The 21,312-nt window shown below is 62.3% G+C and carries 17 protein-coding genes; 7 read left to right on the top strand and 10 right to left on the bottom strand.

Translation table 11 applies throughout. The features are described 5' to 3' along the window. Nucleotides 1-81 precede the first annotated feature (81 nt). Together AACV02_RS16455 and AACV02_RS16460 are read left to right on the top strand one after the other, a co-directional pair. Nucleotides 82-945 carry a LysR family transcriptional regulator gene (locus tag AACV02_RS16455; protein ID WP_106578889.1) on the top strand — a complete coding sequence of 288 codons (864 nt, stop codon included), beginning with the start codon at nucleotides 82-84 and terminating at the stop codon, nucleotides 943-945. Between the two features lie 58 nt (nucleotides 946-1,003). Continuing rightward, entirely contained in the window at nucleotides 1,004-2,008 is a 1,005-nt protein-coding gene (locus AACV02_RS16460) for a LacI family DNA-binding transcriptional regulator (RefSeq protein WP_119735740.1), read from the top strand. Here the strand turns inward: AACV02_RS16460 and AACV02_RS16465 are convergent. The 6 genes from AACV02_RS16465 to AACV02_RS16490 form a co-directional block, all read right to left on the bottom strand. Beyond that, complete coding sequence (locus AACV02_RS16465; RefSeq protein ID WP_119735742.1) at nucleotides 2,005-2,730, bottom strand: SDR family oxidoreductase; 726 nt, start codon at nucleotides 2,728-2,730, stop codon at nucleotides 2,005-2,007. The two genes, AACV02_RS16460 and AACV02_RS16465, sit on opposite strands and share 4 nt — an antisense overlap. 137 nt (nucleotides 2,731-2,867) lie before the next feature. Continuing rightward, nucleotides 2,868-4,400, bottom strand: a complete 1,533-nt coding sequence (locus AACV02_RS16470; RefSeq protein ID WP_119735744.1) for an FGGY-family carbohydrate kinase — start codon at nucleotides 4,398-4,400, stop codon at nucleotides 2,868-2,870. A 3-nt stretch (nucleotides 4,401-4,403) separates the two neighbouring features. Continuing rightward, the gene (locus AACV02_RS16475; protein WP_106578892.1) at nucleotides 4,404-5,483 is read right to left on the bottom strand and encodes an alcohol dehydrogenase catalytic domain-containing protein; all 1,080 of its coding nucleotides are present in this window, start codon (nucleotides 5,481-5,483) and stop codon (nucleotides 4,404-4,406) included. 26 nt (nucleotides 5,484-5,509) lie between these two features. After that, the gene (locus AACV02_RS16480) at nucleotides 5,510-6,502 is read right to left on the bottom strand and encodes an ABC transporter permease (RefSeq protein WP_106578893.1); all 993 of its coding nucleotides are present in this window, start codon (nucleotides 6,500-6,502) and stop codon (nucleotides 5,510-5,512) included. Then, complete coding sequence (locus AACV02_RS16485; RefSeq protein ID WP_119735746.1) at nucleotides 6,468-7,976, bottom strand: sugar ABC transporter ATP-binding protein; 1,509 nt, start codon at nucleotides 7,974-7,976, stop codon at nucleotides 6,468-6,470. The genes AACV02_RS16480 and AACV02_RS16485 overlap by 35 nt, the downstream gene beginning before the upstream one ends. A 63-nt stretch (nucleotides 7,977-8,039) precedes the next feature. Next, nucleotides 8,040-8,963 carry a substrate-binding domain-containing protein gene (locus AACV02_RS16490; protein ID WP_119735748.1) on the bottom strand — a complete coding sequence of 308 codons (924 nt, stop codon included), beginning with the start codon at nucleotides 8,961-8,963 and terminating at the stop codon, nucleotides 8,040-8,042. A 295-nt stretch (nucleotides 8,964-9,258) separates the two neighbouring features. Here AACV02_RS16490 and AACV02_RS16495 point away from each other — a divergent pair, with 295 nt between their 5' ends. Both AACV02_RS16495 and AACV02_RS16500 read left to right on the top strand, forming a co-directional pair. Continuing rightward, nucleotides 9,259-9,936, top strand: coding sequence for a sterol desaturase family protein (locus AACV02_RS16495; RefSeq protein ID WP_119735750.1), 678 nt, complete (start codon nucleotides 9,259-9,261; stop codon nucleotides 9,934-9,936). Beyond that, complete coding sequence (locus AACV02_RS16500; RefSeq protein ID WP_119735752.1) at nucleotides 9,933-11,033, top strand: SMP-30/gluconolactonase/LRE family protein; 1,101 nt, start codon at nucleotides 9,933-9,935, stop codon at nucleotides 11,031-11,033. Before AACV02_RS16495 ends, AACV02_RS16500 begins: the two co-directional genes overlap by 4 nt. A 46-nt stretch (nucleotides 11,034-11,079) precedes the next feature. On the opposite strand, the gene AACV02_RS16505 is transcribed toward AACV02_RS16500, so the two are convergent. The 4 genes from AACV02_RS16505 to AACV02_RS16520 form a co-directional block, all read right to left on the bottom strand. After that, nucleotides 11,080-12,522, bottom strand: coding sequence for a hypothetical protein (locus AACV02_RS16505; RefSeq protein WP_119735754.1), 1,443 nt, complete (start codon nucleotides 12,520-12,522; stop codon nucleotides 11,080-11,082). A 256-nt stretch (nucleotides 12,523-12,778) separates the two neighbouring features. Beyond that, nucleotides 12,779-13,843, bottom strand: a complete 1,065-nt coding sequence (locus tag AACV02_RS16510) for a lipocalin-like domain-containing protein (protein WP_119735756.1) — start codon at nucleotides 13,841-13,843, stop codon at nucleotides 12,779-12,781. After that, on the bottom strand, nucleotides 13,833-16,295 hold the full coding sequence (locus AACV02_RS16515; RefSeq protein ID WP_119735758.1) for an FtsX-like permease family protein: 2,463 nt from the start codon (nucleotides 16,293-16,295) through the stop codon (nucleotides 13,833-13,835). Before AACV02_RS16515 ends, AACV02_RS16510 begins: the two co-directional genes overlap by 11 nt. Nucleotide 16,296: 1 nt before the next feature. Next, complete coding sequence (locus tag AACV02_RS16520) at nucleotides 16,297-16,965, bottom strand: ABC transporter ATP-binding protein (protein WP_106578966.1); 669 nt, start codon at nucleotides 16,963-16,965, stop codon at nucleotides 16,297-16,299. A 277-nt stretch (nucleotides 16,966-17,242) separates the two neighbouring features. Between AACV02_RS16520 and AACV02_RS16525 the strand changes: the two genes are divergently transcribed. The 3 genes from AACV02_RS16525 (at nucleotide 17,243) to AACV02_RS16535 (ending at nucleotide 21,304) form a co-directional block, all read left to right on the top strand. After that, complete coding sequence (locus AACV02_RS16525; RefSeq protein WP_169368669.1) at nucleotides 17,243-17,917, top strand: histidine phosphatase family protein; 675 nt, start codon at nucleotides 17,243-17,245, stop codon at nucleotides 17,915-17,917. 187 nt (nucleotides 17,918-18,104) lie between these two features. Beyond that, entirely contained in the window at nucleotides 18,105-19,760 is a 1,656-nt protein-coding gene (arnT, locus tag AACV02_RS16530) for a lipid IV(A) 4-amino-4-deoxy-L-arabinosyltransferase (RefSeq protein ID WP_119735760.1), read from the top strand. Between the two features lie 26 nt (nucleotides 19,761-19,786). Continuing rightward, nucleotides 19,787-21,304: an ArnT family glycosyltransferase gene (locus AACV02_RS16535; protein WP_119735762.1), complete on the top strand. Its 1,518-nt coding sequence runs from the start codon at nucleotides 19,787-19,789 to the stop codon at nucleotides 21,302-21,304. The last annotated feature ends 8 nt before the right edge of the window (nucleotides 21,305-21,312 follow it).

A 21,312-nucleotide genomic window follows, 5' to 3' on the forward strand; every position in this document is an offset into this window, starting at 1 on the left:
ACCCCCAATCTACCTAATCAAGCCCACCCCAGCCCAGACCGTATTCCACTACAATCCCCCCCATTCATCCCTGGGGGCTTCATGGACATCGAACTGGCACGCACCTTCCTCGAAATCACCCGCTGCGGCAGCCTGGCCGCCGCCGCCGAGAAACTGCATGTCACCCAGACAGCCATCACCGCACGCGTGAAAAACCTCGAAAGCCAGCTCGGCAGCACGCTGTTCATCCGCAACCGCGCCGGCGCCCGCCTGACCGCCGACGGCGAGGCCTTCGTGACATACGCCAACCAGCTGCTGCAAACCTGGGAAGCCGCAAAACGCGACCTGCCGTTGCCCGACGGTTACCGCAATGTGCTGCACATCGGCGGCGAAGTCAGCCTGTGCAACCCGCTGATGCTCGGCTGGGCGCAAGCCCTGCGCGAACACATCCCGGGGCACGCCCTGCGCACCGAAGTGCGTGAAGGCGAATACCTGCTGCGCCAACTGGAACTGGGCGTACTCGATGCCGCCCTCGTGTTCCAGCCTCAGTATTGGCCGGGCCTGCAGGTAGAACAGGTGCTGGAAGAAAAACTGATCCTGGTGCAACTGGTGAGCAAGCCGGACCCTTACGTCTACATCGACTGGGGCCCTGGCTTTCGCCAGCAACATGACACCGCCCTGCCCGACAAGGCCCGCGCCGCGCTGAGTTTCAACCTCGGCCCGCTGGCGTTGCAGTACATCCTGGAAAATGGCGGCGCCGGGTATTTCCGCACGCGTGTGGTGCAAAGCTACCTGGACAGCGGCGTGATGCAGCGGGTGCCGAAAGCACCGGAGTTCAGCTTTCCAACCTACCTGGTCTATTCACGCGCGCGCGATTCAGCCGTGTTGCAACAGGCCCTGGAATTGCTGCGCGGCGTGGTCAAGGCCGAAAGTGACTGGTCACAACGCTGGGACCCGCTGATTTGAATCACCCTGGACCTGCGCGCATGCTAGCCTGCGGGTGTTTCCTTTTGCAGCCTGACCGATGAACAAGAAAAAGTCCGTCACCATCAGCGACATTGCCAAACGGGTCGGCATGACCACCATCACCGTGTCCCGCGCGCTGAGCAAACCCGACCTGGTCAAACCCGCCACCCTGGCGCGCATCCTTGAAGTGGCGCGGGAGCTCGATTATGTGCCGAACGTTTTCGCCCGTGGGCTCAAGCGCAGTGAAAGCCTGATCATCGGCGTGATCACCGCCTCGGTAGACAACCCGTTCTACAGCGAAATGATCAAGGCAATTTCCCGTGAGGCCAAACAGCACGGCTACACCATCATGCTGGTGGACACCGACGAACTGGAAGAGCTGGAAAGCAAGGCCGTCGACACCCTGCTGGGCTACCGCGTGGCGGGGATCATCCTCTCGCCGGTCTCCGATGAGCCAAGCTACCAGCCCGATTACCTGGAGCGCCTGGGCAATGGCAAAACCCCGGTGGTGCTGCTCGACCGCACGCTTCACGACAGCCCGTTCAGCCGTGTAGTGCTCGACAACTACCACAGCGGCATCCAGGCCGCGCACTACCTGCTGCGCCAGACGCCCGAGCTCAAGCGCCTGCTGGTGCTGACCGGGCCTGCGCATTCACGTATCACCGTGGAACGCCTCAAGGGCCTGCGCGAAGTGCTTGCCGACCATCCACATATTGAAGTTGAAGTGCAGGCCGGCGACTACACGTTGATGCCGTCGTACCTGCACACCCTCGATTACCTGGCCGAACACACGGCGCCGGACGCGATCATGGGCTTCAACCAGTTGATCACCCTCGGCGCATTGCGTGCGTTGCGCATGCACAACATCGCGCACGACAGCCTGACCATCTGCGGCATCGACCGTCTGCCCTTCGCCGATATCTTCGGCGTGCCCATCGCCTGTGTGGCCCACGACGCGTCCCTGGCCGGCAGCAGCGCGGTACGCCTGCTGCTCGACCGCCTGCAAGACCCGTACAAGCCACGCGACAAAGTGGTGATCGCAGGCGTACTGGAAAACGGCTAACGGCTGGTGTAGCCGCCATCGATCGGCAGGCTCACGCCGCTGATCATGCTGGCGGCGCTGCTCAGCAGGAACAGCACCGGCAAGGCCACTTCTACGGTTTGAGCAAAACGCCCGAGCGGAATCGCCGCCAGCGCCGGGTCGCGTTTGGCGGGCTCGGACCAGGCCATGGTCGCCATCGGCGTGAGCGTGACCGTGGGATTGACGCTGTTGACGCGAATGCCGAAGCGGCCCCATTCGGCGCATTGCACGCGGGTGATCGCGTCCAGCGCGGCTTTGGAAGCGCAGTAGGCAAGGTGATCGTCCAGCGCGACCAACGAGGCTTGGCTGGAGACGTTGACGATGCTGCCAGCGACTTTCGCCTCGATCATTTTTGCCGCGACACGGCTGGCAACCTGAGCGGCGCCACGGGCGTTGACCTGCATCACCTGATCGAACGCATCGGCGCTGATCGCAACGGCGGGCTCGAGTCGGGAGATGCCCGCGCAATTGACCAGACCGTGCATGGCCGGCAGGTCTTGCAGGGCCTGGTCGAGGGCGACGCTGTCGGCGATGTCCACGCATACGCGGTGGCAGCCCAGGGTGGCCAGCGCCTCGGCGCCACGCCCAAGCGCAAAGACCTCGGCGCCGCTGGCGATCAGTTGCAGGGCGATTTCGTGGCCGATACCGCTGGTGGCACCGGTAACGAGGATGCGCTGGTGGGTGAAATCGAAGGCTGCGTTCATGGTCACTGTTCCATAGGCAATGAATATCCCCTGTGGGAGCTGGCTTGTCTGCGATAGCGGTGGCTCAGTTAACCTATTTGTCACTGAAGCACCGAAAATCGCAGGCAAGCCTGCTCCCACCTTTGGACCGCGTTGTATCAGTTGGTTTGCAGGGCGTGCATGATCGGTTTGAGCGCTGGATACAGCTTCAAGTACTCGCCAAACGCCTGGTCATAGACCGCGACATTTTCGCGCTTGGGCTGCGCCCGCAGCTCCAGCTGCACCCAGCCCTTCTCCATCGCCCCATCACTCACCAACCCCACCGTGTGCGCCGCCAGCAACGCTGCGCCCAGCGCCGCTTCCACCTCCTGCACAATGGTGTAGACGGGGTACCGCGTGACATCCGCAATGATCTGCATCCACACATCCGAATGGCTCGCCCCACCCACCACAATCAGGCGCGGGTCCAGTGAGTGCGCGCCCTGCGTGCCGGCTTCGATGTTGTGGCGCAGGGCGAAACTCACGCCTTCCAGCACCGCGCGGTACAGGTGGATGCGGCTGTGGTACAGGTTCAGCCCGACAAAACTGCCGCTGGCGCGGTCGTCCCACACCGGGCTGCGCTCGCCCATCAAATACGGCAGGAACAGCAAGCCTTCGCTGCCTGCCGGAACCTTCATCGCGCTCTGCTCCAGCAGCGCCAGGCTGTCCTGCCCGGTGGTCTTGGCCTGCAGCTCTTCGGCCTGACAGAACTGTTCGCGAAACCAACTGACCGACGCCCCGGCGGTGATCGCGCCGCCAAAGATGTACAGGTCTCGATGGCCGTTGTAGACATGCGGCATGCTCACCAACCCGTGGCGCGCGTCCACTTGCTGGTTCAAGTAGCCCCAGCACATGCTGGTACCGATCATCGCCACGTGGTTGCCCGGTTGCGTGACACCGGCGGCCAACGTCGCCATGGCGGCGTCCACACCTCCGGCGAGGATCGGCGTACCCGCGTGCAACCCCAGGCGTGCAGCCCACGCGCCCAGCAAACCGCCCACGACTTCACCGGAATACACCAGCCGCTCGGGCATCATCGCCAAGGGAATGCCCAGTGCCGCGAGCATCTCTTCAGACCAGCCGCGCTGCGCCACATCGTAGACGCCGCCAATGTTGTCGGCGCTGCTGTGGTCCACCGCCAACTCGCCGGTCAGGCACCAGTTGATGTAACTGTTGGGCGGCAGCAGGTAACGCGTCTGCGCCCACACCTGCGGCTGGTGCTGCTTGAGCCAGAGCATTTTGGTGAAGCCGTAGTAGCTGTCCACCGAGTTGCCGGTGACCGCGAACAGACGCTCCAAATCCACCTGTTCACGCACCCACGCCACCTGCTCACCGGCGCGGCGGTCCATCCAGATCAGGCACGGGTGCAGCGGTGTGATCTGCGCATCCACGGCAATCCCCGAGCCGCCGTACAGGCTGCTGATGCACAGCGCCTTGACCTGCGCTGGCGCCACGCCGGCCTTGGCCATGCACTGCGCCACGCAGGCTTCCACGGCATCCAGCCACACCTGCGGCCATTGCTCGGCCCAGCGCACTTTCGGGGTATCCACGCGATACCCCTGGCTGTGCTGGGCGATGATCGTGCCTTGACCATCCACCAGCAGCGCCTTGGTGCTCTGGGTTCCTATGTCGACACCTATTACGTATTCCATTATTCAGGCCACCGGCTTCAACAGCACCTTGATCGACTTGGTCGAGTTGGCCAGCTCGAACGCTTCGGCAAAGTTATCCAGCGGGAAATCATGGGTGACGATGCCTTTGGAGGTGACCAGGCCGCGCTCGAACAGGTCGATGGCAATCGGGTAGCAATACGGGCCCAGGTGCGCGCCGCGTACGTCCAGTTCCTTGCGGTCGCCAATGATCGACCAGTCGACGCTGGTCTCGGCGCCAAACACGCTGAATTCGACAAAGCGCCCGAGCTTGCGAATCAAGTCCAGTCCCTGGGTCACGCCGGCCGGTACGCCGGTGGTTTCGATGTACACGTCGCAGCCATAGTTGTCGGTGAGGCCGTTGATGATCTCGCGAGCGTTGTCGCGCGATGGGTTGATCACCACGTCCGCGCCCAATTGCCTGGCCAGCTCCAGGCGCGCGTCGACCATGTCGATCACCACCAGTTTTTTCGGCGTCTTCAACGCGGCGACCTGGACCATGCACAACCCAAGCGTGCCGGCACCGGCAATCACCACCACGTCATCGAGCTGGATTTCACCACGGTTGACGGTATGGATCGAGCAGGCCATCGGTTCCACCAGCGCCGAGTCTTCCAGCGACACCGACTCTGGAATCTTGTGCACGATGGCGGTCTTGGGGATGCGCATGTACTGGGCCATGCCGCCTTCGGCCACTTCACGCTGAAAGCCGAAGATATTGTGCACTTCGCACATCCAGTACTTGCCCGACTTGCAGAAGCGGCACTTGGCGCACGGCACTATCTGCTCGGCAATCACTTTGTCGCCGACGGCGACTTCAAAATGCTCCTCGGCGCCCTCGCCCACTTCCTCCACATAGCCGAAAAACTCGTGGCCCGGCACCACCGGCGCCTTGACCCACGGGTTGTCGCCGCCCCAGAACATCGCCGCGCCGGAGTGACATTTGCAGTCACTGGCGCAGATGCCGCAGGCGGCAATGCGGATCACCAGTTCATGGGCGCGCGCCTTGGGTTTGCCGATGCGCTCCAGGCGATAGTCCTTCGGGCCGTGGCAGACGACGGCTTGCATGTGGGTGTGCTTGTCCATGGTGTTCGGTCCTGTCTGGTGGGAATTTATTTGTGCCGCTGACGGCTGATAAAGATCGCCAGCAAAATGATTGCGCCTTTGATCACGCTCTGGACGTAGGGCGAAACGCCGAGCATGTTCAGGCCGTTGTTCAACACGCCCAGGAGCATGGCGCCGAGCAAGGTGCCGACGATGACCCCGCGCCCGCCGGCAATCGACGCGCCACCGAGTACCACTGCGGCAATCGCATCGAGCTCAAACGACACGCCCGCATTCGGCTGGCCGCTCATCAAGCGTGACGTCAGCACCAGCCCGGCAATCGCGGCGGTCAGGCCGCTGATGCCGTACACCAGCAACTTGAAGCGCGCCGCCCGTACGCCAGACAAACGCACCGCTTCTTCATTGCCGCCGATGGCGTAGATGTAGCGGCCGATGCGCGTGTGTTGCAGCAACACGTAGGCGGCTGCGTAAGTCATCAGCATGATCAGGATCGGCACTTCGATGCCGAACAAGCTCTGGCGCCCAAAGAAGCCGAACCATTCCGGCAACCCGGAAATCGGGTAGCCGTCGGTGTACATCAGGCCCAGCCCACGGGCGATGCCCATGGTTGCCAGGGTGACGATGATCGGCGGCATGTGCAGGTAGGCGACGAACAGCCCGTTGCCGATGCCAAAGGCCACGCCGATCAGCATCCCGGCGCCTATCGCCAGGCCTGGCGGCAAGCCCGCGACCATCAAGCCGGCGGTCAACGTACCGGACAGTGCCATCACCGGCCCCACCGACAGGTCGATCCCGCCGGTGAGAATCACGCAGGTCATGCCCACGGCGATGATCGCGTTGATCGACACTTGGCGGGCGATGTTCGACAGGTTGCTGGCGGTCAGGAACGTGTCGCTGGCGAGGATCATCACCAGGGTCACCACCACCAGCCCCACGAACGGATAAAACGCCGGCGAACGCACCAGCCGCGCCAGGTTCAGGCGCAGCCGGCCGGTGTCGCCGGTGTTAATGGACATATTCACTTGAGCCCCCTGTTGCATGGCGCATGACCTCTTGTGGGTTGACGGCGGACGCTTCGAGTACCTTGACGATGGCGCCCTTGTGAAACACGGCGACGCGGTCGCACATGCCGATGACTTCGGGCAGTTCGGAAGAAATCATGATGATTGCGTAGCCCTGCTCGGTGAGGCTGCGCATCAGTGCGTAGATCTGCGCCTTGGCGCCGACGTCGATGCCGCGCGTGGGTTCGTCGAACACCAGCACGTCGCAGTGGTGATTGATCCAGCGCGCGATCACGACCTTTTGCTGGTTGCCGCCGCTGAGGTTGAACACTCGGCTTTCGCCGCTGGGCGCTTTGATCGACAGCTGGCGCATCAGGTCTTCAACACTGGCGCATTCCCTGGCCTTGTCGATCAGCCCGGAGGCGTTCTGGTACTTGGGCAGGTTATTCAGGGAGATGTTTTCGCGAATGCTGAAGTCCGTGATCAATCCTTCGCTCTTGCGGCTTTCGGGCAGCAGGCCGATGCCGTGGGCCAGGGCTTGCGCCGGGTCATCGAGGGTGACTTTCTCGCCGCGCAACCACACCTCTTTGCTCACCGACGGCAGCGCGCCCATCATGCCCAGCGCCAGTTCGGTACGGCCTGAACCCACCAGCCCGGCAAACCCGAGGATCTCGCCCTTGTACAACTGGAAGTGGTTATGCGGGCCGTTGCGCACCAGCTGAATGTCCTTGACCTCCAGTAACAGCGGGCCGCGTGCATCGGTCGGCTTAGGCGGAAAACTGCATTCCAGGCGGCGGCCGACCATCATCTCGACGAGCCGATCAATGTCACTGTCGGCCACATCGGTCACGCCGACATTGCCGCCGTCGCGCAATACGCTGATGCGATCGCACACCTGGAAGATTTCCTCCAGGTGATGGGAGATAAAAATCACCGCCACGCCCTGGCGTTTGAGTTCGCGCATGATCTGAAACAGCAGCTCGGCCTCGCTGGGCGTCAACGTGGCGGTCGGCTCATCGAGCACCAGCAAACGCGCGTCCAGGGCCAGGGCCTTGGCAATTTCGACAAACTGCTGCTCGGCCACGCTCAGGTGCTTGACCGCGCACTGCAAATCGATGTTCACGCCCAGGCGCTTGAACAATGCGTGCGACGCCTCGACCATCTCGCGCTTGCGCAGCAGGCCGAAGCGGTTGCTCAACTCGTGGCCGAGAAAGATATTTTCCACCGCCGTAAGGTAGGGAATCAGGCTGAATTCCTGGAACACGATGCCAATGCCGGCAGCGATCGCATCGCGGTAGGTCGCGAACTGCTGCGCCTGGCCGTCGATCAGAATCTGCCCTTCGTCCTGATGCTCGACACCGCCGAGGATCTTCATCAGGGTTGACTTGCCCGCGCCGTTTTCCCCGAGCAAGGCATGAATCTCGCCGCGTTCCACTTGCAGGTTGATGCCCTTGAGGGCCTGCACGCCCGGGTAACGCTTACAGATATTTTCCAGCTTCAGAAGACTGCTCATACCGCCGACCTCGTATTCAGAAGGAGACCTCAAGCCCCACGTGTGACGTGGGGCCCGGGCGATTTACCAGCTGAAGTCCTTGGCCTTGGCCTGATCGATCAAGGTGATGTCCACCGGAAGGGTGGCAGGCACTTGCGAACCCCACTTCTTGGCCAGCGCGATGCCAAGGGCCAGGCGGATCTGATCGCGTGGGTACTGCGCCGAGGTGGCGATGAACTTGCTGCCGGGCTTCTGGATCGCCTTGATCGCTTCCGGCGCGCCGTCGACGCTGACCAGTTTTACGTCCAGGCCACTGGCTTCGATGGCCGACAAGGCGCCGAGAGAGCCATTGTCGTTGACGCTGAAAATGCCCTTGAGCGTGGGCTGGGCCTGCAGCATGTTTTCGGTGACGGTCAGCGCCTGGTCACGTTCCTGCTTGCCGTTCTGAATGCTGACGATCTTGATGTCCGGGTGCTTGGCCACCGCCTCTTTGCAGCCGCGCACACGCTCGAGGATCGGCACCACGGCGATGCCGTCGAGGATCGCGATGTTGCCTTTGTCGCCAATGTTCTTGGCCAGGTATTCACACGCCTGGAAACCGGCGTCGAAGTTTTTCGAGCCGACGAAGGAATCCAGTGGGCCGTCGGCTTGCGCGTCTACTGCAACCACCACAACCCCGGCGGCATGGGCGGACTTGACCGCCGATTGCACGCCGACCGAGTCGGTGGGGTTGATCAACAGAATGTCGATGCCCTTTTGCAGCATGTCTTCGACGTCGCTGACTTGCTTGGACACGTCGTGACGGGCGTCGGTGATGATCAGTTTTGCACCGATGGTCGCGCCGGCGTCTTCAAGGGCGTTTTTCATGGTGACGAAATAGGGGTTGTTGATTTCCTGGAAGGAGGCGCCGATGCGGATCGGTTTGGCGGCGTCGGCAAAGGCTGGAGCCGCGCTGCCGAGGGTAATGCTGACAGCCAGTAAACACAGGGTTTTGGGGAGCATTTTCATGGCGTGATTCTCTGTTTTGTTTTTATTGTTAGAGCAAATGTTATCGTTAACATTTTGCGAGAAGCTAGCAAGTAAATCAGGGCTGTGCAAGAGGCCATTGGTCGGTCTCGGTGCAAATGCGGGAGCGGGCTTGCTCGCGAAGAGGGTGTGTCCGTCACTGCATACCGCGACTGACTCACCGCTTTCGCGAGCAAGCCCGCTCCCACATTTTGATCGGTGTACGGCGCAAAAACTCGCACATTCTCCACCACCAACTAAGCTCAGCCTCCAACAAAAAAATACCGAGCTGACCGCCATGGCCCACCCTACCGAGACCTTCCGCACCCGTTATCGCGCGGCCATAAGCCGCCATTACCACCCATGGCTGCACGCCGGTTTCGTCCTCGGTTATGGCATTTTCTGCATCCTCCTCGCCGGGGCCTCCACCGACCACATCACCGCGCTCCAGTGGCTGACCGTGCCCCTGACCCTGGTGTTCTTCAACCTGTGCATCTACCTCGTGCACCGCCACCTCGGTCATCACAAGCACACCCTCGCCCGGCTGTTTTATGCGCGTCACACCGGCGACCATCACAGTTTCTTCACGCCCGGCCACATGACCTACGACAGCCCTCGGGACTGGCGCGTGATCCTGTTTCCGGCGTGGCTGATCGTGCTGCACAGCCTGGCAATCACCCTGCCCGCCTGGTGGTTGCTCAACCACCTGAGCCCCAACATCGCCGGGCTGTTTGCCGCCTGCATGATTCTCGGTTACTTGCTGTACGAGGTGTTCCACGCCTGCGAACACCTGCCTGCCAACCACCGCGTGGCACGCCTGCCGTGGATCCGCCAGATGCACCAATTGCACGCCCTGCACCACCGCCGCGAACTGATGCAAGGGCGCAATTTCAATATCGTCCTGCCGCTGATGGATTACCTGTTTGGCACTCTGCAGTGGGAACCCAACGCCTACGACAACCAGGAACAGTCATGAGCCACCGCCGTCATAATTTTCGTCATGGGCTGTTCGTTGTATCGCTTGCGCTGATCGCCTTTCTGCTGCTGATGCCTACCCACGTACAACCGGTGAACTGGGCCCCGCCCAAGGCGCCCTCGATGAAGGACGGCACCTACGCCGAGAATCAGCGGCTCAAGGCGGTGCAACGAATCGGCGCATCGGACATCGCCGGGCCCGAGGCCTTGTTGCTGGATGCGCAAGGTTTTTTGATCAGTGGCCTGCAGGACGGACGCATCATCCGAACATCGCCCGACAGCCACACCCTGGAAGTGCTGGCCAATACCGGCGGGCGTCCGCTCGGCCTGGCGTTGCACCCGGATGGGCGTTTGATCATTGCCGATGGGGTCAAGGGCTTGCTCGCGCTGAATGCCAATCGCCAACTCACACCGCTGACCAGCAGCGCGAATGGCTTGCCGTTTGGCTTTACCAATGACGTGACGGTTGACGCCAGTGGGCGCTTTGCCTATTTCAGTGACGCGTCAAGTCGCTGGGGCTATGGCCAGGATGGTGAAGCCGTGATCGAACATGGCGGCGATGGTCGGCTGTTGCGCTATGACTTTGCCACCGGCCTCACCGAAGTGTTGCTTGACCAGCTGCAGTTTGCCAACGGCGTGGCGCTGGGGCCGGATGAGAACTATGTGCTGGTGAACGAAACCGGCGCCTACCGCATCAGCCGCTACTGGCTCAAGGGTGAGCACGTGGGTAGCCACGACCTGTTTATCGACAATCTGCCGGGCCTGCCGGACAACCTCAGCTTCAACGGCAGCGATCGCTTCTGGGTCGCGCTGTATTCGCCGCGCAACCCGTTGCTGGATGGCTTCGCCGGCTATCCGTTGCTGCGCAAGGTGATGGTACGGGCGCTGATGGTGGTGCCCAGGCCCATCGAGCGCAAAGCCTTTGTGCTGGGGCTGGATACCGACGGCAAGGTCATCGCCAACTTGCAGGATGGCAGCACGGGCAATTATTCGCCCATCACCACCGCGCGTGAATACGGCGACTGGTTGTACCTGGGCTCGTTGAAGAGCACGAGCATGGCGCGCCTGCCACTGAAGCAGGCCCTGGCCCGCGAATAAAAAAGGCAGTCCGGATGGACTGCCCCTTCATGCTTGCGTCAACAGATCAGTGAATGATGTCCTGGGTGCAGATATGCCCAAAGGTCACGTACGCCACATTGTCACCGCCCACCCCCACGCCGGGGAACTCGTCCAGCTCGATACGCCAGCCGCCGAAGTTGAAGGTGGTCTCCCAGTTGTATTTCACGCCGGTGCTGCTGTCCGGGTATTGCACGCGGTAATCGCCGAAGCATTCGCCGAGCGCGGCGCTGGCCTGGGAGGTGCCGGCGCTGTTGGTGCTGGCCTTGAAGTCGGTCCAGTGGTACTCGGCGCCCACAAAGCGCTTGTCAACGCGCAGCACAGGCGTAACCCCCAACAGAGGTGCGCCCGTGGAGTCGGACCAGTTGGTGGTCCAGTTCAACGTGCGCCCGGCCTGGGTCGCCATCCAGAATATCGAAGCCGGTACCCGCACGATGTTGTCGCCCTTCACATCCGACGTGTTCAACCGTGGCGTCGAGCCAAGGCTCAAGGCGTACTGCTTGGTCGGGTCTTGTGCCACGCCCGGGTTGGCACGTACGCGCACCTTGACGGTGGTGCCCGGCGTGACGCTCGGGTAGGTCGACGTGGAGCCGGCCGGCACGGTGACCCAGTTGGCACCATCGAAACGCTCGAAGAGCCACTGGTTGCGGCTGCCATTTTCATCACCCGCCAGGTACATGCTCACGCTTTGGCCGCGCACCGCCTTGAAGTCGAAGTAGTCAACGTCATTGGCGTTGTCGAGGTTGGCAGTCACCTTGTTCATCGAGTCCGGCAGCGCAAAGGCACTTTCCGGTGTGTCGTTGGGCTCAAAAGCGTCGATGTTGGTGTCCACCGCCACACCAAAACTGAACTGCGCGTTGGTTGCGGTCTTGGCCACCATGAACCAGTAGTAATCACCCGCCGGCAGGATGCCGCCCAGGTATTCATCGGCGTTGCCTGGGTTATCGGACGTATCGATCAATTGCGGGTTGCCCTGGCCGTCATCGCGGAACAGGCTCAGCGACATATCGGCGCCGGCGCTCTGGTTGATCAACTGCACCAATACACGGGCGTTGTGCGGCAGGTTGAAGTGGTAGGGAAACTCCTGGCCGGATTGCACCTGGTCGATGGTGTAGAGGGTGTTGATATCCAGGGTCGGAAACAGCGGCTCAAAGGCGGCGACGGCAGCACTTTTCAGGTTGGACTGGCTCGGCTTTTTCAGCTCGCCGATGGCAGTGTTGAACGGTGCGGATCTGGCCGCCTTGCCAGCGGGTTTTACCTTGCCGTTTTTAGCATCCAGCAGCTTTTGCAGCAGATCGTCCGGGATCGGCACGGGCGTCAGCGTGCCACCCGGTTTCAGCGCATCGATCACGCCTTGGTTGACCGTACCGGGGGTGAGTATCGGAAGGGTTGGCTCGGCCAGGGCAGAGGCCGAAATAAAGCAGGAGGCCATCATGGCCGCGCCCAGCATAAGGGCTTTTGTCGGTTTCATTTTTTATCCATCCATAGTTAAAAAATTGAAGCTCAGGTGATCGGTGACATCCGGTCACCTGGGATGGAATGTAGAACAAGACTGTATGCATGTACAGTATTTTTGCCGATTTTTTCACGCGCCCGTCTCAATTGGAAACCACCCACGCCTTCAGCCTATAGGCACGCCGATACGGCCCGGACACACGTCCAGGTGCGCGCACTCACATTGGGAAGTTGCCTACCGGGCAGAGAAAAAGCGCCTGCACAGAGGCGCGTTAATACCCGGTCATTTCCAGGTACCCCACCCCACCCTCAAACTGCACCGGCCCTTCCCAGTACGGAATGCTCAGGTTCATCCAGGCCTTCGGATTGACGGCCTGGGGGGTGATATCCAGGTGCTTGCCGGGAATTTTCAGTGACCAGCGCGTCGGAATTTGGCGCCCGTCGATCGCGGTAGTGGTCAGTGGCGTGAGCTGGATATCGGCGTTGTGCAGCGTCTCGGTGCGGCCCTGTTGATCAATCCAGGTGCCGGTGAGATAGCCCGCGCCGTCTGTTTGTCGAACGCGAAACAGCATCAACTGCTCGCCGCGATCCAGGTGCAGGGAAAACCAGTCCCAGCCGGTCTGACTGGCCGCCAGCGGTTGGCTGCTCCATTCACGGTCGAGCCACGCCGGGCCGCTGACCTGATAGGGGGTGCCGTCGATGCTGACAGTGCCGGTGGCGGTGAAAAACGGCTGACTGTAGTAGTAAGACGCCTGGCCCTGATCGGATTTGCGGCTGTAACCGTTGTCACCTTGCAGCACCAGCGGGCGGCTGGAGGTCAGTTGCAGGTCGTAGGCAAATCGCGCGCCGCCGGCCTTGAGTTGCATCTGCGCCAGAGGGCTTGCGGCGCCGGGGCGGGTAGCGAAATTCCAGTCGTCGATCCAGGCGTTGAACGGCACCGCCTGGGCGCCGGCCTGGCCGATCCCGCCACGCGCGTAGCGTTCGGCAGCGTAATGGTGAGTGGCGGAGGTGACGGCGGCGTGGCCGAGCCAGATCGTGGAGTCGTGCCAGCCGGGTTGCGCCGGCCCCGCCTTCAACGCGTTGCGAAACAGCGTCCACTGCACGCCAAACACATTGCCCTGGGCGTCCTTGAGGTTGGCGGTGACGTACCACCATTCAATGCGAAAACCGTCATGGGGGCCGTGGTCCTCGGGAAAACTGAAGACCTTGCCGGGCACCACCTGAGCAAAGTCCGCCGCATCGCTGCCCAGGCCGGCGAAGCTTTCCGGCGGCGCGGGGGCTTTGTCGCACGCGGCCAGCAACAGCAAGGCGGCCCACAACCAGGCTTTAATCTTCATTGGCAAACGTCCTCAGCAAATCCGTCGGGCGACTGCGGTACAACTGCCACAACGGCCAGGCCGAGGCCAACAAGGTGGCCAGCAGCGCCAACCCCAACAACTGAGCAAGCTGCCACGGGAACACCTGCAATGGCAGGCGCCAGCCGAATGCCTGAACGTTGATCACCGCGTCCAGGCACCACGCCAGCAGCAGGCCCAGCGGCAACGCCAGCACCAGGGTCAACACCGCCAACAGCCAGGTCTGGCCCAGGTTGAGCAACATCAATTGCCGACGCGTCACGCCCAGCGCCCACAGGGGCGCGAGTTGGCCCAGTCGACTCTGGCTCTGGGTCAGCAGACTGATAAACAGCGCCACGCCGGCCACGCCGAGGGTGAGGCTGTTCAAGGCGGCGGTGGCGGCGAAAGTGCGCTCAAACACCTGGCTCGACCAGCCTTTAAGTTGCTGCTGATCGACAATGCGGCTGTCATCCAGGGCGAACGTGCGCTGCACCTCGCGCACCAGCGGTGGCACATCTTGCGGCTGCACCCGCAGGTTGAAGCGGGCGGGTGTCAGCGTTGGCCAATGCGCCAGCAGGTGGTGCGAATTGACCAGCAGATGGCCTTTGGGGTTGCCGTAGTCGGCGTAAATTCCCACCACCTTGGGCGACCAGAGACCCTCAGGCGTGGGGATCGCGATGGCATCACCCAACTGCACCTTCAAGCGCCTCGCCAATTGTTCGCTGAGCATGACGGTGTCGCCTTGCAGCAACTGGTCCCAAGGTGTGCTTGCCGCCTCCAGCAACGGCCAGTGCTGGCGGTAGGTCGGGTCGTCGACCACGCCGAACACATCCGCCGGCCAGCCCTGCAGTTGCACGGCAACCTGCCAGGTCGGTAGCACCGCCTGCACCAAGGGTTGCTGCGCCAACCACGTCGCGAGTTGCTCGGCCTGTGCCGGGTTTTGAGGGTTGAGGTACAGTTCCGCCGTGAGGCGTTGCTCCAACCAGTTATTGAAGGTCTGGCGAAAGCCCGAGGTCATGGAGCCCGCGCCGATATTCGCCGCCAGGGCCAGCAGCAAAGCCATCAACGCCAGGCTCAAGGCGGGCAACTGCTGGCGGCAGTCGGCAAGAAACCACTGGCCGAGCACGGAGCGGCTACGCCCGAGCACTGCCGTCAGCAGGCCGTTGAGCACCACCGGCAAACCGAGTGCCGCGCCCAGCAGCAAGGCGGCCATCAACACAAAACCGGCCGCCAGGCTGTCGCCCAACCCAAGCGCCAGCAGCGCGATGACCAGCGCGGTAGCCGCCACCCAACCCTGGCGTCGCAACCAGCGCGCGTGCGCGTCATGCCAGGCCTGGGCATTGGCCAGTGCCAGCAGCGGCAAGCGCGCCGCTCGCCACAGGCTGCTGCCGCCGGCCAGCAGCGCGCCCACGAGACTCAGGCCCAACCCGGCCATCCACCACCACGGGCTGAGGCTCAACTGGCCCGGCACCTCCGCGCCGTACAGCCCACGTAAACTTGCGGCGACATCCGGCAGCAACAGGCTCGCCAACAGATAACCGCTGGCGACACCGAGCACACCGCCGAGCAACGACAACACGCCGAGCTCGACGCCCAGGCTGAGGATCAGCATGCGCGCGCTGACCCCGCAGGCGCGCAAGGTACGCAATAATCCGCGCCGTTGTTCCAGCGCCAGGCCGATCGCGGCGTGGACAATAAACAGCCCCACCACAAAGGATAAAAAGCCCAAGGCGTCGAGGTTCAAGTGAAAGCTTTCGGTGAGGCGCGCGAGGTTGTTGTCTTCACCCTGCTTGAGTTGCAGCGCAGCCGGTGGCGTGGGATGACCGGCGGCAAAGGCCTTGTCCAGCAGCAGGCGCGACAGTTGCCCCGGCATGCCCAGCAGCGGTTGGGCAAAGCCGATATCGGTCAGCAACAGGCCCGGAGCCATGTCCTGCTGAACCTGCAACGGTGGCAAGGCTTGCCCGCTCGCGGTCAGCGGTTGCTCGCCTTCATGCAACCCCAGGGCCGACAAGGTGTGCGGTGCGATCCAGGTACGCCCCGGCGGGTTGAAAAACGCGATCATCTGCGCCTGGCTCAACCGCTGCCCCGCCACTGCCCCGCCGCCGGGCAACGACAGCGGGTCAATGCCCATCAATTGCAGGCGCAGGTCCTCATGCCCCTTGAGCTGCAAGCGCCCCTGCACCACCGGCGATACCGGCCACCCGGCACGGCGCAGCTCGGCAAACAGCGCCTGGGGGAAGCTGGCAGCGTCCGGCGCGCTGAGGCTGGCTTGCGGCTCACCGCCGATCAATTGACTGGCGCGTGCATAACTGTCCCGCGCCTGGCTGTTCAGCGCCTGCACGCCGGTCAACAGCGCGGTGGCCAGCCACAGGCCGGTCAACACGCTGAAAAACTGCACCGGGTGACGCCGCCAATGACTGAGCAGCGCGCGCAACGTCCAATAAAAAACGCTCATCTCAACGCGCGTCCGCGGGCACGACACGGCCGCGATGCAAGACCACTTGCCGGTCCAGGCGCGCTGCGATGCGCGGGCTGTGGGTGACCATCAACAGGCTGGTCGCGCTGTCACGCAGCAGGTCCAAGAGCAATTGCAACACTTCATCGCTGGTGGCTTCGTCCAGATTGCCGGTCGGCTCATCGGCCAGCAGCAAGCCGGGGCGCGAGGCCAGGGCGCGCCCCACCGCCACCCGTTGCTGCTGGCCGCCGGACAGTTGCTCGGGGTAGCGCTTGAGCAAGTCACCCAGCCCCAGGCGCTCCACCAATTGTGCCTGCCACTGCGGATCGAAGCGCCCTGCCAGCCGCGCCTGGAACGCCAGGTTATCCTCGACGCGCAAACTGCCGATCAGGTTGAATTGCTGGAACACCAGGCCGATTTCGGTGCGCCGCCAGTGAGCCAGCTGCGCCTCGGTCAGTTGGTCCAGGCGCTGTGCGCCGACCTGGATGCTGCCGCCGTCCACGCGGTCGAGCCCGGCCACCAGATGCAACAGCGTACTTTTGCCGCTGCCCGACTCGCCCATCAGCGCAAGGCTGCTGCGTTCGCCCAGGTGCAAATCGACGCCCGCCAGCACCGTCAGCGGGCCCTGCGGGGTGGCGTAGCTTTTAAGGACACCGTGCACCTGCAACATAAAAGCGCTCACTTGAAAGACTGCAAACGAGAATAACGGCTGATTGTCGCGCCCACGCAATTTTTTCACATTGATTTCACCGCCCGCCTACCCTCGCCCCTCTAAATTGCCCACCACACGCCCACGGCCGGCAACTAGTTAGTTGCCGGCCGTGGCCACTTTTAACCGCTGGATGTTCAGCGAAAAGACAGCAGCCCTATGACAGCCTCTTGCTTAACTTCGGGCATCCGTCGAAGCGTTGCGCCTACTTCAATAAAAACAGTGCAGTACAGTGCCCATGGTGAATGATGTGGTTGACCTTACCCTGACCAAACCGCGTTCGCGCCGCGGCTATATCAAGTGGTTGCGAAAGTGGTGGGCGGGCCTTGCAGTCATCGCGCTGCTGCTCGCCGGCTTCCTGCTGTGGCCCTCATCACCGCGTGACCTGAGCGTGGGCAATCGCTTGCTGAACTCGCAAGTGCTGCCCAGCTGGCGCGACGGTGACCTGATCGTACTGGTGCGCCATGAAGAGCGCTGCGACCGCTCGACAAACCCCTGTTTCGGCGGCGCCGAGGGCCTGACAGTCGTCGGCACCCAACGCGCGCAAGAACTGGGCAAGGCCTTCCTCAAACTCGGCATGGAAGGTAGCGACGTGCTTGCCAGTCCCGCATTGCGCACGGCCCAGACCTCACACTTCATGTTCGGCAATGCCGAGCTGACCTCCGGGCAGCAGGCGATCTGCGGCGCGGCCATTGGCGAAGAACTGCTCAGCCACAAGCAGCCCGGGCGCAACCTCGTATTTGTTACCCACAGCGGCTGTATTGCCGACTTCGAAAAGACCCTGGGTTTCCCCCACGCGGCCTTTCCCGAGTACGGCAGCGCCCTGTTTGTTCGGGTCAAGGCCAACGGCAAATTCGAGACCCTGGGCATCATGAACAGCCCCGGGTGGCCCGCCGTCCTGAAAAAACTCTAGACACTTTTTTACATATACCCACCTGTATGTTCAGCAAACCGACAGCCCTCTTCTGGCATGTTTAACTGCGCCTGTTACTTCAGGACGTCATGAATATTTTCAGTGGCTTAGTGAACTTTGTGACTCTTTCTTCTATTACTTACATGCCTCAGTACTCCACCGTTAAACGTCAAGGAGCGACGTTTTGATGACCCGTTTAAAACCTCTGCCGGTATTGTTGCTGGCCTTCGCCGTGTTCTATCTGCTGCCTTTGGGCATGCACGGTTTATGGATACCGGATGAAACCCGCTACGCCCAGATCAGCCAGGAAATGCTGTTGAGCGGCAACTGGGTGGCGCCTCATTTCATGGGCGTGCGCTACTTCGAAAAGCCTGCCGCTGGCTATTGGCTGATCGCCATCGGCCAGTGGGTGTTTGGCGAAAACCTCTTCGGGGTGCGCATTGCCTCGGCCTTGACCACGGGCCTGAGCGTTGTGCTCGCGTACCTTATCGCCCGCCGCCTGTGGAACGACCCGCGCAAGAGCTTCGCCTGTGCCCTGCTCTACATGAGCTTCGGGCTGGTGGCGGGGCAAGCGGGTTACTCCAACCTCGATCCGCAATTCACCCTGTGGGTCAACCTCAGCCTGGTTGCTCTGTGGTTCGCGCTCGACAGCCGCACCTCACGTGGCCGGCTCGGCGCCTGGGCAGTGCTGGGCGTGGCCTGCGCCATGGGGTTTATGACCAAGGGCTTTCTGGCCTGGCTGTTGCCGGTGCTGATCGCCGTGCCGTACATGCTCTGGCAACGACGCCTGGGTGAATTGTTGCGCTATGGCCCGCTGGCGATCCTAGTGGCGGTGGTGCTGTGCCTGCCGTGGGTGTGGGCGATCCATCTGCAGGAACCGGACTACTGGCGCTTCTTCTTCTGGCACGAGCACATCCGCCGCTTCTCCTCCAACAATGCCCAACACGCCAGGGCCTGGTGGTTCTTCCTGCCGATCATGGTGGTGGCGTGCCTGCCATGGTCGGCGCTGTTGCCCGCGACCGTGGTCAACGCCTGGAAAGACAAAGGCGAACCGGCGATTATTTTTCTGGCCTTGTGGCTGCTGCTGCCGCTGGTTTTTTTCAGCCTGAGCAACGGCAAGCTGCCGACCTACATCATGCCGTGTCTGCTGCCTCTGGCGTTGCTGATGGGGCATGCGTTGATCGACCTGATCAACCGCGGCAAAACACGCAGCCTGCGCATTAACGGCCTGTTCAATTTCGCCATCGGCCTCGGCGCGATGGCGACCCTGATTTACCTGCAAATCGACAAGCCGTTGTACAGCAACAGCCACGCCGAGATGTACAGCCTGTCGCTGACCTTCATCGTGCTGTTGGGCTGGATCCTGGCAAATCTGCTGCAAGCCTTCCGCCCGCTGACGCTGTGGGCCATGCCTGCGCTGGCCATCGGCGTGCTGGTGGCGCTGCTGCCTGCCGGCATGCCGCAAGAGGTTACCGATACCGAAATGCCCGACCAGTTCGTGCTTGAGCATCTGGATGAACTGCAACAAACCCATGCTTTGATCAGCAATGAACTGGGATCGGCCTCGGCTTTGTCCTGGCGCTTGCGCCGCCCTGACGTGGCGTTCTACGACACCGAGGGCGAGCTGCGCTATGGCCTCAAATACGCAGATTCGGTGCACCGCAAAGTCAGCTTTGAAAATGTTCAGCCCTGGCTGAGCGAAGCCCGCCAACAAGGCTCGGTCGGCGTATTGATGCGCGTCAGAAGCACCAGTGAACATCGCGAAGAAGGGCAACTGCCACCCGGAGGCCAGCGCTACCGCAAGGGCGCCATGCTGCTGATCATTTATCCCAAACTTCCTTGACGTCATGCCCACCGTGAGAGCCGCCGATGAATTTCTGGAAAACCGAACGCGGCGCGCTGGTGCTGCTGCTGGGCGTCTCGGCGTTACTCCTGCTGCTGGGCCTGGGCAGTCGCGATTTGTGGGGGCCGGAGACCCGTTGGGCCAACATCGCCCTGCAGATGCTGCAAAGCGGTGACTACTTCGACCCCTACCTCAAGGGCGCACCGTACTACGACAAACCGCTGCCCTCTTACTGGCTGATTACCGCGTGCGCCAACCTGATGGGCGGACTCGGGCCATGGTCGCTGCGCCTGTCATCCGTGATCGCGGCCTGGCTGAGCATCTGGCTGGTCTACCTGATCGGCGAGCGCCTGTTTCGTAAAGGCACCGGGCTGATTGCCGGCTGGATGCTGGCGACCACCTTCTACTTTCTGTTCTGGGCCCGCGTGGCCACAGCCGATGTGCTGACCGTGTGTGGCGTGCTGTCGGCGGTCTGGTGGTATTGGCGCGGTCCGGACGACACGCGGCTGGGACGCTACACGGTATTTTTCCTGCTGCTGGCGGCAACGTCGCTGTTCAAAGGTTTGATCGGCTTCGTGTTGCCGGGCCTGGTGCTGTTGCCGCACCTGCTCGGCGAACACCGCTACCGACGCCACCTCAACCTGCGCCTGCTGCTGGCCATGCTGATCGCGGCGGCGTTCTATTCGATTCCCTTCGTGTTGTCCCACTTTTACGGGGCACCCACCTATGGCGAGAGCGGCCTTGAACTGGTGTTCAAGGAAAACGTCGTGCGCTTTTTCGACCCCTTCGACCACATGGGGCCGATCTATACCTACCTGATCTACCTGCCCGCCTACACCCTGCCCTGGGCGCCGTGCTGGCTGCTCGGCGTGTGGCTGGCGCTGCGCCATTGGCGCCAAACGCCTCCTAACGTGCGCTGGCTGGTGTGGGGCCTGGGCCTGTTGTTTGTGTTCTTTACCGCCAGCGGCAGCCGCCGCAGTTATTACGTGTTGCCGCTGGTGCCTTTCGCCCAGCTGCTGGGCGCCTGGTGGCTGAGTGAACGCCTGCAGCAGCAACCGGCCCGTTGGCCGCGCTGGCAGAAGGCGTTTGGCATCACCGCCGGCGTGTTGCTGCTGGTGCTGGGCGCGGTCTACCCATGGACCACCGGCAACGGCGGCGTCACCCGATTCGCCGAGGATGTGCACGCCGAGGCGGTGAAAAGCGCGCCGTGGAATCAGTGGCAGATGGTGCTGGTGGAAGTCGACAACAAGGTCCCGATGTACCTGCAAAACGGCGGCAAGCCGTTTTACTACGTGAGCGAAACCCAGGACTTCCCGCGTCAGGGCGACAGCGCCGCCCTGATGGCCTGGCTGGAAAAAACCAGCGGCCAGGGGTTCGACCCGCAGCACACGATCATCGTCGCGCAATACTCAAAGGAAGACCCCACACCGTTGGCCTACCTGGGCACGGATCATCAGGTGATCACCACGCAGCCGGACAATGGCGAGCGGCTGTTCCAGAAACGTTCGGGCGGCAGTGTGGCGTTTATTCCTGTGCCACGCTGACAGGCCCG

Origin of the sequence: Pseudomonas sp. Larv2_ips (assembly GCF_963879675.1) — a bacterium.
GTDB lineage: Bacteria > Pseudomonadota > Gammaproteobacteria > Pseudomonadales > Pseudomonadaceae > Aquipseudomonas.